Origin of the sequence: Microbacterium sufflavum, from assembly GCF_023101165.1 — a bacterium.
Lineage (GTDB): Bacteria > Actinomycetota > Actinomycetes > Actinomycetales > Microbacteriaceae > Microbacterium > Microbacterium sufflavum.
This window is the reverse complement of sequence record NZ_CP078076.1, coordinates 3,561,299-3,573,919: the sequence shown is the minus strand read 5'-3', so window position 1 is coordinate 3,573,919 and position 12,621 is coordinate 3,561,299. Positions and strand designations below refer to the sequence as shown.

At 72.3% G+C, this 12,621-nt stretch carries 10 protein-coding genes and 1 rRNA gene; 6 read left to right on the top strand and 5 right to left on the bottom strand.

Features of this window, described 5'->3' with window-relative positions:
* Nucleotides 1-110: ribosomal RNA gene (gene rrf / locus KV394_RS17345) — 5S ribosomal RNA — on the top strand.
* A 112-nt stretch (nt 111-222) separates the two neighbouring features.
* Here rrf and KV394_RS17340 read toward each other — a convergent pair.
* Complete coding sequence (locus tag KV394_RS17340) at nt 223-1,026, bottom strand: IclR family transcriptional regulator (RefSeq protein WP_247982005.1); 804 nt, start codon at nt 1,024-1,026, stop codon at nt 223-225.
* A gap of 53 nt (nt 1,027-1,079) precedes the next feature.
* Here KV394_RS17340 and hutH point away from each other — a divergent pair, with 53 nt between their 5' ends.
* Genes hutH through hutI form a run of 3 tightly spaced genes read left to right on the top strand, consistent with a single transcriptional unit; the run spans nt 1,080 to nt 5,483 of the window.
* Nucleotides 1,080-2,621 carry a histidine ammonia-lyase gene (hutH, locus tag KV394_RS17335; protein ID WP_247982004.1) on the top strand — a complete coding sequence of 514 codons (1,542 nt, stop codon included), beginning with the start codon at nt 1,080-1,082 and terminating at the stop codon, nt 2,619-2,621.
* The gene (gene hutU, locus KV394_RS17330; protein ID WP_136035668.1) at nt 2,614-4,278 is read left to right on the top strand and encodes a urocanate hydratase; all 1,665 of its coding nucleotides are present in this window, start codon (nt 2,614-2,616) and stop codon (nt 4,276-4,278) included. Before hutH ends, hutU begins: the two co-directional genes overlap by 8 nt.
* 23 nt (nt 4,279-4,301) lie before the next feature.
* Complete coding sequence (gene hutI, locus KV394_RS17325; RefSeq protein ID WP_247982003.1) at nt 4,302-5,483, top strand: imidazolonepropionase; 1,182 nt, start codon at nt 4,302-4,304, stop codon at nt 5,481-5,483.
* A 66-nt stretch (nt 5,484-5,549) separates the two neighbouring features.
* On the opposite strand, the gene KV394_RS17320 is transcribed toward hutI, so the two are convergent.
* Nucleotides 5,550-6,467: an agmatinase family protein gene (locus tag KV394_RS17320; RefSeq protein WP_247982002.1), complete on the bottom strand. Its 918-nt coding sequence runs from the start codon at nt 6,465-6,467 to the stop codon at nt 5,550-5,552.
* A 1-nt stretch (nt 6,468) separates the two neighbouring features.
* Nucleotides 6,469-7,746 carry a DUF445 domain-containing protein gene (locus tag KV394_RS17315; RefSeq protein ID WP_247982001.1) on the bottom strand — a complete coding sequence of 426 codons (1,278 nt, stop codon included), beginning with the start codon at nt 7,744-7,746 and terminating at the stop codon, nt 6,469-6,471.
* A 36-nt stretch (nt 7,747-7,782) separates the two neighbouring features.
* Between KV394_RS17315 and KV394_RS17310 the strand changes: the two genes are divergently transcribed.
* Nucleotides 7,783-8,055 (top strand): metal-sensitive transcriptional regulator, encoded by a 273-nt coding sequence (locus KV394_RS17310; protein ID WP_045255889.1) that lies wholly within the window; start codon nt 7,783-7,785, stop codon nt 8,053-8,055.
* 21 nt (nt 8,056-8,076) lie between these two features.
* Here KV394_RS17310 and KV394_RS17305 read toward each other — a convergent pair whose 3' ends face one another.
* Nucleotides 8,077-9,465 carry an aspartate aminotransferase family protein gene (locus tag KV394_RS17305; protein WP_136044907.1) on the bottom strand — a complete coding sequence of 463 codons (1,389 nt, stop codon included), beginning with the start codon at nt 9,463-9,465 and terminating at the stop codon, nt 8,077-8,079.
* Nucleotides 9,466-9,490: 25 nt separating this feature from the next.
* Nucleotides 9,491-10,975 carry a CoA-acylating methylmalonate-semialdehyde dehydrogenase gene (locus tag KV394_RS17300; protein WP_247982000.1) on the bottom strand — a complete coding sequence of 495 codons (1,485 nt, stop codon included), beginning with the start codon at nt 10,973-10,975 and terminating at the stop codon, nt 9,491-9,493.
* 96 nt (nt 10,976-11,071) lie between these two features.
* On the opposite strand from KV394_RS17300, the gene KV394_RS17295 reads away from it, so the two are divergent.
* Nucleotides 11,072-12,619 carry a PucR family transcriptional regulator gene (locus KV394_RS17295; protein ID WP_247981999.1) on the top strand — a complete coding sequence of 516 codons (1,548 nt, stop codon included), beginning with the start codon at nt 11,072-11,074 and terminating at the stop codon, nt 12,617-12,619.
* Nucleotides 12,620-12,621 lie beyond the last annotated feature (2 nt).

Here is a 12,621-nt window from a genome sequence, read left to right as displayed (position 1 = left end):
GCCATAGCGTGAGGGAAACGCCCGGTCACATTCCGAACCCGGAAGCTAAGCCTCACAGCGCCGATGGTACTGCAGGGGGGACCCTGTGGGAGAGTAGGACACCGCCGGACTCCTTTTAGTCAAGAAGGCCACCCAATGCTGGGTGGCCTTCTTGCGTTAACGGGCCGCGCCGCCTTGCGTTAACGGGCCGCGCCGCCGAACCTGCGCGCGCAGGGCACGGCCTCAACGCGTCGTGCGGGCCTCGAGAAGCGCTGCAGCCTCGCGGACCTCCGTGGCCAGTGCTGCGTCGCGGCCGTCCTGCGGTGCGTCTCGGCTGTCGCCGGCCCAGGTGACCGCCACCGCAGCGACGGGCCATCCTGTGCGATCCGCGACGACGGCACCGACGGACCGCAGGCCGTCGGCGACCTCGCCGTCCTCCGTGGCGTACCCGCGCTCCCTCACCTGCCGCAGCAGCTCGCGCAGCTCCGACGGCCGACGAGGACCGCGACCCGTCCGGTCCGGAAACGCCGAGGGCCCGGGATACAGCGCCCTGATCTGTTCACGGGGCAGCGCGGCGAGCATGGCACGGCCCGTCGCCGTGAGATGAGCGGGGAGGCGCACGCCGACATCGGTGACCAGGGCCGGGCGCCGGGCTGCACGTTCTTCCACGATGTACAGCACGTCACTGCCGCTCATCACGGCGAGGTGCGCACTCGCTCCCAGGCGGTCGGAGAGCGCCGCGACGATCGGCCGGCCGAGACGGGCGAGCGGTTGCTGTCGGGCATACCCGCCCGCGAGCTCGAACGCGGCGGTGCCGAGGGCCCACCGCTGGTCGTCGCGAAGGTGGATCACGAAGCCCCGGGCGGCCAGCGTGTTCAGCAGGTGATAGACGGTGGACCGCGGAAGCCCGAGCTCCCGCGCGATCGCCGACGCCGCGACCGGCGCCGGACGGGTGGCCAGGTGGCTCAGGATCCGCAGCGTCTGGTCGGCGGCCGGCACGCTCGTACCGGCCACGGCGCGCTCGCTGCTGTCTGGGATCACAGACACAGGATTTCACGAAGACACCGCGCGACGGCGCCGTCGGGTGTGGAATCGGATCCATGAGCTCTTCCACCCCCGTCGTCGTCGGTCGCGGTCCCGTGTCTCTCGCGGATGTCGTCCGCGTGGCTCGTCACGGAGCACCCGTCATCGTTCCCACCGATGCCCTGGAGCGGGTGGCCGAGACCCGTCGTGTGATCGACGGGCTCGCGTCGGATCCGCACCCGCACTACGGAGTGTCGACCGGCTTCGGCGCGCTGGCCACGACGTTCATCGCGCCCGAGCGTCGTCTGCAGCTGCAGGCGAGTCTGATCCGCTCGCACGCCGCCGGTACCGGTCCGGAGGTCGAGCGCGAGGTGGTCCGCGGACTGCAGCTGCTGCGCCTGCAGACCCTCGCCTCCGGTCGCACCGGGGTGCGGCCCACGGTGGTGGAGACGTACGCGGCGCTCCTCAACGCCGGCATCACACCGGTCGTGCGCGAGTACGGCTCCCTCGGCTGCTCCGGCGATCTGGCGCCCCTCGCCCACATCGCGCTCGCGACCATGGGGGAGGGGGACGTGCGCGACGCGCAGGGGACTCTCGTCCCCGCCGCCGACGCCCTGGCTGCCGCGGCGATCGCTCCGCTGACACTGGTCGAGAAGGAAGGCCTCGCGCTGATCAACGGCACGGACGGCATGCTCGGCATGCTGGCGCTGGCCCTGCACGACCTCGACACACTTCTTCTCACGGCTGACGTGGCCGCGGCGATGTCGATCGAATCGCAGCTCGGTACCGACGCCGTCTTCGCTGCGGACCTGATGGCGCTGCGTCCGCAGGCGGGACAGTCGATCTCCGCGGCACACCTTCGCGCGCTGCTCGCCGACTCGCCCATGGTGGCCAGCCACAAGGGGCCGGAGGACGGACGTGTGCAGGACGCCTACTCCCTCCGGTGCTCTCCGCAGGTGCACGGGGCCGCCCGGGACACGGTCGCGCACGCCGAGACGATCGCGCTGCGTGAGCTCTCCAGCGTGATCGACAACCCTGTCATCACCCTCGACGGCCGCATCGAGTCCAACGGCAACTTCCACGGCGCACCCGTCGCCGCCGTGCTGGACTTCCTGGCCATATCGGTCGCCGACGTCGCCTCGGTGTCGGAGCGCCGCACCGATCGCGCGCTCGACCCCGCGCGCAGCCACGGACTGCCGCCCTTCCTGGCCGCGGAGGTGGGCGTGGACTCGGGCCTCATGATCGCCCAGTACGCCGCGGCGGGCATCGTCTCCGAGCTCAAGCGCCTGGCCGTGCCCGCCTCGGTCGACTCGATCCCGTCGTCGGCGATGCAGGAGGACCATGTCTCGATGGGCTGGGCGGCCGCCCGCAAGCTGCGCCGTGCGATCGATGGACTGTCGCGCGTGCTCGCGATCGAGATCCTCACGGCTGCGCGAGCCCTCGATCTGCGCGCGCCCCTTGAGGCCGGAGCCGCGACCGGCGCCGTCCGCGACCTCGTGCGGACCGTCGCCGCCGGTCCGGGCCCCGACCACTACCTCTCGCCGGATATGGAAGCCGTGACCGCACTCGTCCAGTCGGGCCAGGTCGCCCGCATCGCAAAGGAGCACATGCATGAGTGACACCGTCGAACCAAAGAGCCGCACCGTCCGCGCACCGCGAGGGAACACCCGCACCGCCAAGAGCTGGGGCGCGGAAGCCGCCAAGCGCATGCTCATGAACAACCTCGACCCCGAGGTCGCCGAGCACCCCGAAGAGCTCGTGGTCTACGGCGGGACGGGCCGCGCGGCGCGCAGCTGGGCCGCATACGAGGCGATCGTCCGCACGCTCGACGAGATCGAGCCCGACGAGACCCTGCTCGTGCAGTCGGGCAAGCCGGTCGGCGTGTTCCGCACGCACGAGTGGGCGCCCCGCGTGCTCATCGCGAACTCGAACCTCGTGGGCGACTGGGCCACGTGGCCCGAGTTCCGTCGGCTGGAGGAGCTCGGGCTCACCATGTACGGGCAGATGACGGCGGGGTCATGGATCTACATCGGCACGCAGGGGATCCTGCAGGGGACGTATGAGACGTTCGCGGCCGTCGCCCGCTCGCTCGGACGCGATTCGTTGCGCGGCACTCTCACGCTGACCGCCGGCGCCGGGGGCATGGGGGGCGCGCAGCCCCTCGCCGTGACGCTGAACGAGGGAGCCGTGCTGATCGTCGACGTGGACGAGACCCGGCTCGCGCGTCGCGTCGAACATGGCTACCTCGACGAGTACACGCACGACCTCGACGCCGCCGTCGCCCGAGCGGTCGCCGCGAAGGACGCAGGACAGGCGCGCTCCGTGGGCGTGGTCGGCAACGCCGCCGAGATCTTCCCCGAGCTGCGGCGCCGCGGAGTGCCCATCGACATCGTGACGGATCAGACCAGCGCGCATGACCCGCTCGCCTACCTGCCCGTCGGCGTATCCGTGGCGGACTGGCGAGCAGAAGCCGCGCGGGACCCGGAGGAGTTCACCCGACGGTCGCGGGCGTCGATGGCGGCGCACGTCGAGGCGATGGTCGGGTTCCTCGACGACGGGGCGGCCGTGTTCGACTACGGCAACTCCCTCCGCGCGGAAGCCGAGCTCGGCGGTTTCGACCGCGCGTTCGCGTTCCCCGGCTTCGTACCCGCCTACATCCGTCCCCAGTTCGAGGAGGGTCGAGGGCCCTTCCGCTGGGTTGCGCTCTCCGGCGACCCCGCCGACATCGCGAAGACCGACCGCGCGATCGCCGAGCTGTTCCCGCAGGACACCGCCCTCCGTCGTTGGCTGGACAAGGCCGGGTCCTCCGTGCAGTTCGAGGGCCTCCCGGCACGCATCTGCTGGCTCGGTTACCAGGAACGGCACCTCGCCGGGCTGAAGTTCAACGAGATGGTGGCCTCGGGGGAGCTGTCCGCGCCGATCGTGATCGGTCGTGATCACCTCGACGCCGGGTCGGTGGCGTCGCCGTACCGCGAGACCGAGGCGATGAAGGACGGCTCAGACGCGATCGCCGACTGGCCGCTGCTCAACGCGCTGCTCAACACGGCCTCGGGCGCCTCCTGGGTGTCGCTCCACCACGGCGGCGGCGTCGGCATCGGGCGCTCGATCCACGCGGGCCAGGTGACCGTCGCGGACGGCACGGACCTCGCGGCCGAGAAGCTCGCGCGTGTGCTGACGAACGACCCGGGGACGGGCGTGATGCGGCACGTGGACGCCGGGTACGAGCACGCTCGCGAGGTGGCGCGCGAGCGCGGCCTGACGATCCCGATGCTCTGACCCGCCCGGACCCAGGAGACCGCATGCCCACGCTCATCACCCGCATCGGCGAACTCACCACGAACGTCGTGAGCGACCGCGATCCCTGCGGTACCGCCGTCGACGCAGCTGTGCTCCTCGACGAGGGGCGCGTCGTCTGGACCGGCCCCGCTGGCGATGCCGCGGCGCGCACCGCCGGGCTGGCGGACCTCGAGGTCGTGGACGCTGCCGGACGTGCCGTGATCCCCGGGTTCGTCGACAGCCACAGCCACCTCGTGTTCGCGGGCGACCGCGCCGCCGAGTTCGAGGCCCGCATGGCGGGGCGCCCGTACACCGCCGGAGGCATCCGCTCCACCGTGGCCGCGACCAGGGCGGCGACGGACGCCGAGCTGCGGCTGCGGCTGCGGCGGTTCCGCGACGAGATGCTCGCGCAGGGCACCACGACCGTCGAGATCAAGAGCGGGTACGGGCTGAGCGTCGAGGACGAGGAACGGCTCGTGCGGCTCGCCGCCGAGATCACGCCCGAGGTCACGTTCCTCGGAGCGCACGTCGTGCCACCGGAGTACGCGGATCGCGCCGACGAGTACGTGAACCTGGTGGTGGGTCCCATGCTCGACGCCTGTGCGCCGCTCTCCCGGTGGATCGACGTGTTCTGCGAGACCGGCGCCTTCACCACCGCGCAGTCGCGGCGCGTGCTGGAGGCCGGCATCGCCCGGGGCCTGGGCGCGCGGGTGCACGCCAGCCAGCTCGGCCCCGGCGCGGGGGTGCAGCTCGCGGTCGAGCTCGGTGCCGCGTCGATCGACCACGGCACCTACCTGACCGATGCGGACGTGGCGGCGCTCGCCGGATCCGACACCGTGCTCACCCTGCTGCCCGGGGTGGAGTTCTCGACGCGTCAGCCGTACCCGGACGCGCGACGACTGCTCGATGCGGGGGTGACCGTGGCGCTCGCGTGCGACACCAACCCGGGGTCGAGCTTCACTTCGTCGATGCCGTTCTGCATCGCCGTGGCCGTGCGCGACATGGGCATGACCCCGGCGGAAGCGGTGTGGGCGGCCACGGCCGGCGGCGCCCGCGCCCTGCGCAGAGACGACATCGGCACGCTCGCACCGGGGGCACGCGCGGACCTGGTGCTGTTGGAGGCGCCGAGCCGCGTGCACCTGGCCTACCGCCCCGGCGTCCCGCTCGTGCACCGGGTCTGGAAGGACGGCGTCGAGGTCGGCTGATCGCCCGCGCTCCGGCTCAGCGGCAAGCCGTGTCCGCCACCCGCGTCCGGGTCGCCGGCACGAACCTCATCGGCGGAGGGCGAGTCCGGTCAGCAACTCCAGCACGCACAGGGCGGCGAGCCGCACGGTCCGGGCGTCGGAGGCATCGGCTGTCGCGTCGACCTCGGCGAGGTCGGCGCTCACGACGCGCGGATCCGACGCCACGGCACGCGTGAGGGCGCGGAGCTCCCACGCCTGCAGCCCACCGGGGACGCTCGCCGGGCAACCGGGAGCGACGGCGCGGTCGCACACGTCCACGTCGATGTCGAGGTGCACGCGCGGGTCGTCGCCCGCTCCCGCGACCTCCAGTGCCTCGGCCACCACGTCGGCGGCACCGCGCCGCCGCAGCTCGTCGAGCGTGATCACCCGGATGCCCCACTCGGCCGCGCGCCGGGCGTAGGCGACCGAGTTCGCGAAGTCCGCGATGCCGATCTGCACGATCCTGGTGGGGTCGAGCCGCGTCGTGGGCAGGAGCGACGCCGCCGGGGTGTCCTGCACCAGGCGCCGCACCGGACTGCCGTTGGACACGCCGTCGCGGAGGTCGAAGTGCGCATCGAACGTGATGAGTCCCGTGGCCCGCGCGCCGAGAGCGACCGGATACGTCAGGGAGTTGTCTCCGCCGAGGGCGACCACGAGCTCCGCCGCCTCCGAGAGCTCTCGCACGCGGGCGATCACCTCCGACTCACCCTCGGCACCGTCCGGCTCGGCGACGTCGCCGGCGTCCGCGATGCGCAGCAGCTCGTTCAGGTCGAGGGGCGGCGGACCCATCAGCGCGGTCCCGTAGCGGGGGAGTGCCTCGCGGATGGCCGTGGGCGTCGCGTGTGCTCCGGTGGGCGACAGCGACGTGCGCCAGGTCGGCACGCCCAGCAGGACGGCATCGGCCGCGGCGTCGAACGCGGGCCAGGATCCGGCGCGGGGCCAGAGCGGGTCGTGGGACAGCGCCATGTCAGACTCCCGGGATCAGGGCGTGCGCGAGCGTGAAGATGGCCAGGCCCGCGAGCGCGCCCACCACGGTGCCGTTCAAGCGGATGTACTGCAGGTCCCTGCCAACCATCAGCTCGATCTTCTCGGTGGTCTCGGCGGGGTCCCACCGTTCGACGGTATCGGTGATGATCGATGCGATGTCGTGACGGTAGCGCTCGACCAGGAAGACCGCGGCGTCGGACACCCAGGTGTCGACGCGACGCTGCAGGGCGGCGTCCGTGGTGAGCCGCTCGCCCACCTCCTGCAGCGCCTGCACCGCCCGGATCCGCAGTCCGCTCTGCGGATCGGCGAGAGAGGTGAGCAGCCCGTTCTTCGCGGTGTTCCAGGCCTCGGCGGCCAGCGCTCCCACCCGAGGGCTGTCGAACAGCGAGGCCTTCGCGTTCTCGAGCTTCGCGCGGGTCGCGGGGTCGTTCTGCAGGTTGTCGGCGAGCCGGGCCAGATACCCGTCGACGGCCAGGCGTGCCGGGTGGTGCGGATCCGCCTGCACGGCGCGCACGAACTTGAGGGCCTCGTTGTACACCGTGTCGTCGACGAACCGATGCGCGAGCTTCGGAACCCAGCCGGGGAGGCGTCGCGACACGAGCCCGGTGAACGAGGTGGCGTTGGCTTCCAGCCAGCGCTCGATGCTGTCGGCCGCCAGGTCGACGGCGCCGTGGTGCGCCTCGGACTCGACGATCTTCTCCAGCCAGGCCCCGGCGGGCGGACCCCACTCCGGCGCCACCAGGTGCTCACGGGCGAGATCCGTGAGCAGGTCACGGACGTCGTCGTCGCTCAGGGCGTTGAGCACCGCCGTCGCGATCGTCGCGCCCTCCGCGGCGACGCGTTCCGCACGGGGCGCCTCCCGCAGCCACTCGCCGGCCCGGCGCGCGATCGCGGTGGTCGACAGCTTCGTGCGCACGACGTCGGCGGCCAGGAAGTTCGTCTCCACGAACTCGCCGAGCGTGCGGCCGATCTCGTCCTTGCGGTTCGGGATGATCGCGGTGTGCGGGATGGGCAGCCCCAGGGGGCGACGGAACAGCGCTGTGACCGCGAACCAGTCCGCGAGGGCGCCGACCATGCCGCCCTCGGCCGCCGCGCGCACGTAGGAGAGCCAGCCGACCCGCTCCTGGAACGCGAAGGCGATCACGAACGCGAAGGCCATGAACAGCAGGGCGCCGAGGGCGACGGCCTTCATCCGCCGCAGCGCTCGCCGCCGTTCCTGATCGGCGAGGGAGAGCAGCGTCGTGGGTGTTCGCGGCATGACGTCATCCTTTCACGGGGCGAGTACCCTCGATACGTGATCGAAGACATCAAGAAGCGCGCCCTGCATCGCACCAGCATCCTCGAGGGTCAGATGCGCGGCGTCGCGCGGATGATCGAGAACGAGGAGTACTGCATGGACATCATCACGCAGTCCAGGGCGATCCAGCGCTCCCTCGAGTCTCTCAACCGGCTGCTGCTCGAGAACCACCTGCGCACGCACGTGACCCACATGTTCGAGGAGGGCGGCGAGGAGCGCGACAAGGCCGTCCTGGAACTGCTCAAGGCGTTCGACTTCGACTCCAAATAACCTCGCCGGCCGCCCGGCTCCTCAGCCGGCGGCCACCTCGTCCGCCACGGCCAGTGCCTCGTCGATCACCCCCAGCCCGCGCCGCAGCTCCTCCTCCTCGATCACCAGCGGCGGCGCGACGTGCACGCGGTTGAAGTGCGTGAACGGCCAGACCCCTGCGCGTCGAGCGGCCGTGGCGAACGCGACCATGGGCGCAGCGTCGGCACCCGCGGCGTTGAACGGCACCAACGGCTCCCTGGTCTCCGCATCCCGCACGAGCTCGACCGCCCAGAACAGCCCGCGCCCCCGCACCTCGCCCACGGACGGGTGCCGTTCGACCCAGGAGCGCAGGGTCGGCTCGACGACGCGCTCGCCGAGGTCGCGGACGCGCTCCAGGATCCCGTCCCGGCGGAACACCTCGAACGTCGCGACGCCGGCCGCGCACGCCAGCGGATGCCCGGAGTACGTGAGCCCGCCCGCGAACGGCATCGTGTCGAACGCGCGGGCGATGCGGTCGGAGATCACGACACCGCCGAGGGGCACGTAGCCCGAGTTCACGCCCTTCGCGAAGGTGAGGAGGTCGGGCTGCGCGCCGAACGCGTCGATGCCGAACCACTCGCCCAGGCGCCCGAACCCCACCATCACCTCGTCGGCGATGTAGACGATGCCGTAGCGGTCGCACAGCGCGCGCACCCCCGGGAGGTAGCCGGGCGGCGGCACCAGCACGCCGTTCGTGCCGACGACCGTCTCGATGATGATCGCCGCGATCGTCTGCGGTCCCTCGAGCTGGATGGTCTGCTCCAGGTGGGCGAGGGCGCGCTCGGCCTCCTGCTCCGGCGTCTCGGCGTGGAACGGGGAGCGGTACAGGTACGGGCCGAAGAAGCGCACGGCTCCCGCGTCGGCGGTGTCGTTCGCCCAGCGGCGGGGGTCGCCCGTGAGCGAGATCGCGGTCGAGGTGGAGCCGTGGTAGCTGCGGTACATCGACAGCACCTTGCGGCGCCCGGTGGACTGGCGGGCCATGCGCACCGCGTACTCGTTCGCCTCGGCGCCGCCGTTGGTGAAGAACACCTTCTCGAAGCCGTCGGGCGCCACCTCGGAGATCAGCCGGGCGAGCTCGCCGCGGACGTCGTTGGCCATGGCCGGCTGGATGGTCGAGAGCCGCCCCGCCTGCTGTTGGATGGCGGCCACGAGGTCGGGGTGCTGGTGACCGAGGTTCAGATTGACCAGCTGGCTGGAGAAGTCGAGGTAGGCGTTGCCGTCGTAGTCCCAGAACGTGGAGCCGCGCCCCGCGGCGACGGGCAGCGGATCGATCGCCGCCTGCGCGCTCCAGGAGTGGAAGACGTGCGAGCGGTCGTCGGAACGCACGCGCGCGTCGGCCGCCGCATCGGGCAGGGGAAGGGTGGCGCCGTGCCGATCGGTGTAGGTGGTCATAAGTCGTGCCTTCCGGTCGCGGTGGTCAGTGGTTGCTCGGGAAGCCCAGGTCGATCTGGGAGGGGGTGTGGTCGGGCCAGCGGGTCGTGACGACCTTCGAGCGGGTGTAGAAGTGGATGGACTCGGGACCGTAGATGTGGGAGTCGCCGAACAGCGAGTCCTTCCATCCGCCGAACGAGTACGCGCCGATCGGTACAGGGATCGGCACGTTCACCCCCACCATGCCGACCTCGACGTCGAACTCGTACTGGCGGGCGGTGCCGCCGTCGCGCGTGAAGATCGCGGTGCCGTTGCCATAGGCGTTGGCGTTCACGAGGGCGACCGCGTCGGCGTAGGTGTCCACACGGACGACCGACAGCACCGGGCCGAAGATCTCCTGGTCGTACGCGGCCATGCCGGGACGCACATGGTCGAGCAGGCTCACGCCGAGGAAGAACCCGTCGGAGTCGAACTCCTGCCGCGTGCCGTCGACGACGACCGTCGCGCCCTCCGCCGGTGCACCGTGCACGTACGAGGCGACCGCGTCACGGTGCTCGCGCGTGATGAGCGGTCCCATGTCGCTCGCGGCGTCGGTGCCGGGGCCGATCCGGAGTCCGCCGATGCGTGCGGCGACCGCGGCCACCAGGTCGTCGGCCACGTCGCCGACCGCGACCAGCACGGACACCGCCATACAGCGTTCACCCGCGGAGCCGTAGGCGGCGGACACGGCCGCGTCGGCCGCGGCGTCGAGGTCGGCATCGGGCATCACGACCATGTGGTTCTTCGCGCCGCCGAGCGCCTGCACCCGCTTGCCCGCGGCCGACGCCCGCCGGTAGATCGAGCGCGCGATGGGCGTGGAGCCGACGAAGCTCACCGCATCCACGCGGGGCGAGTCGAGCAGGGTCTCGACGGCCTCCCGGTCGCCGTGCACGACGTTGAGCACGCCGTCGGGGAGCCCGGCCTCCCGGAACAGCTTCGCGAGCCAGACCGCGGCGGAGGGGTCCTTCTCGCTGGGCTTGAGCACGACCGTGTTGCCACACGCGATCGCGGACGCGACCATCCACAGCGGCACCATGACCGGGAAGTTGAACGGGGTGATGGCCGCCACGACACCGACCGGCTGCTTGACGGAGTGCACGTCCACGCCGCGAGCGACCTGTTCGCTGCGCTCGCCCTTGAGCAGGTGCACGAGCCCGGCGGCGAACTCGACGTTCTCGATGCCGCGCGACACCTCGCCCGCCGCATCGGAGAGCACCTTGCCGTGCTCGGACGTCACGATCGCCGCGAGCTCGGACGTGCGGTCGGCGAGCAGCTGCCGCAACCGGAAGAACACGTCGGCGCGCTTGATCAGGCTGCTGGCCCGCCACGCGGGGAGCGCCGCGGCCGCGGCGGCGACGGCGGCCTCGACCTCCGTGGCGTCGGCGAGCGCCACCTGCTTCGTGATCCGGCCCGTCGCGGGGTCGTACACGGGGGCGGTGCGGCGTGCCGCCGCGGTCTCGCTGCCGTCGATGATGTGTCGGACGATGTCCACGGTTCCTCCGCTGGGTGATGCGCGGCCGGACACTCTGACCGGCGCTCGCTACGCTGGGTGCGAGTCCATGGTCACAGAGCGGGCAGGAGATGCGGAGTGTCAGAACGTCGGGAGTTCTCCCCGTCCGAGACAGATCGTCCGGAGCGACACGGATCGCCGCTGCTGCGCGTGGCGGACGTGGTCGCGCTCCCCGTGGTGCAGGACGGTGCGCCGCGCGTGCTCGTGGGCGGGGCGGCGCTGGACGCGGGCGTGCGCTGGGTGCACGCGTCCGACAGTGCCGGGGTCGCGCGATTGCTCGACGGGGGAGAGCTGCTGCTGACCACGGCGGCCGCCTGGCCGCGCGACGCCCGCTCGCTGCGCGCGCTCGTGCGCGAGCTGGCCGCGGTCGGCGTCTCCGGGGTCGTGGTGGAGCTCGGCGACCGGATGCCGCGCGTGCCGGACGCCGTGGTCGAGGCGTGCGCGGAGGCGTCGCTCGCCCTGGTCGCGCTGGCCGGAGAGGTCAAGTTCGTCACCGTGACGGAGGCCGTGCACCGCGCACTGATCGACGCGCAGACGGCGGCCCTGCGCGAACGGCAGCGACTGCACGAGCTGTTCACGGCCCTCAGCCTGCGGGGAGCCCCGGCGGACGTGATCGTGACCGAGACGGCCCGCGCGCTCGACGCGCCGGTCGTGCTGGAGAACCTGGCGGGAGAGGTGATCGCCACCGAAGCGCTGTCCCGTCCGGTCGCCGAGGTGCTCGCGCTGGGCGCCGACGGGGCGTCCGAGCGGGTTCCCGTGCAGGCGAGGGGTGTGCGCTGGGGGTCGCTCACGGCACTCGTGGGGCCCCCGCACCCGGCCGGTCGGCTCACGGTCCTGGAGCTGGGGGCCACCGCGCTCGCGTTCGGATGCCTCGCAGACGGAGCGGCGGAGTGGACGGTGCTCGCGCATCGCACGCTGATCGACGACCTACTGGGGTCGCGGTTCGCGCGCGTCGACGATGTCGCGGCACGGCTCGCCCGACTGGGGTTCGACGTGGGCGGGCGTGCGGCGTGCGGCGTGGTCGTGCGCACGTCCGAGGCGGCGGACCGTATCCGAGCCCGCGCGACCGCGGAAGGGGTGGCCGCGCTCGCCGCCCGACGCGACGACGCGGTCGTGCTCCTCGTCGTCCCACCAGCCGGAGGTCTGAGCGACGCCGCCGCGCGCCGCATCGCCGGCCCCGCGGTCGCGGTCGTCATCGGTCAGCCGGCCGACGACGTACCCGGCCTCCTCGCATCCACCAGGGCTGCACTGGAACTCGCCGCCCGGGCCCCGGAGGACGCCGCCGACACCGTGCGCCGCGTGGCCGACCGTCCGCTGGCGCAGCTGGTGGCGGCGCTCGGCGATGACCGCCGACTGCAGGAGCACGGCGAACGCATGCTCGCGCCGCTGATCCGCTACGACCGGGAGCGCCGCGGGGATCTGCTCGACGTGCTCGCCGCGCTCGTCGCCCACCCGGGGAACCGGTCGGCGGCCGCGACGGCGAGCCACCTGTCCCGCTCCGTGTTCTACCAGCGGCTCGCGGTCATCGCAGATCTGCTCGCCGTCGACCTCGACGACGGCGAGGTGCTGGCGGCGCTGCACATCGCGCTGCTGGCGCGGCCCCGCGGAGCCCGAGAACGTTCCTGACG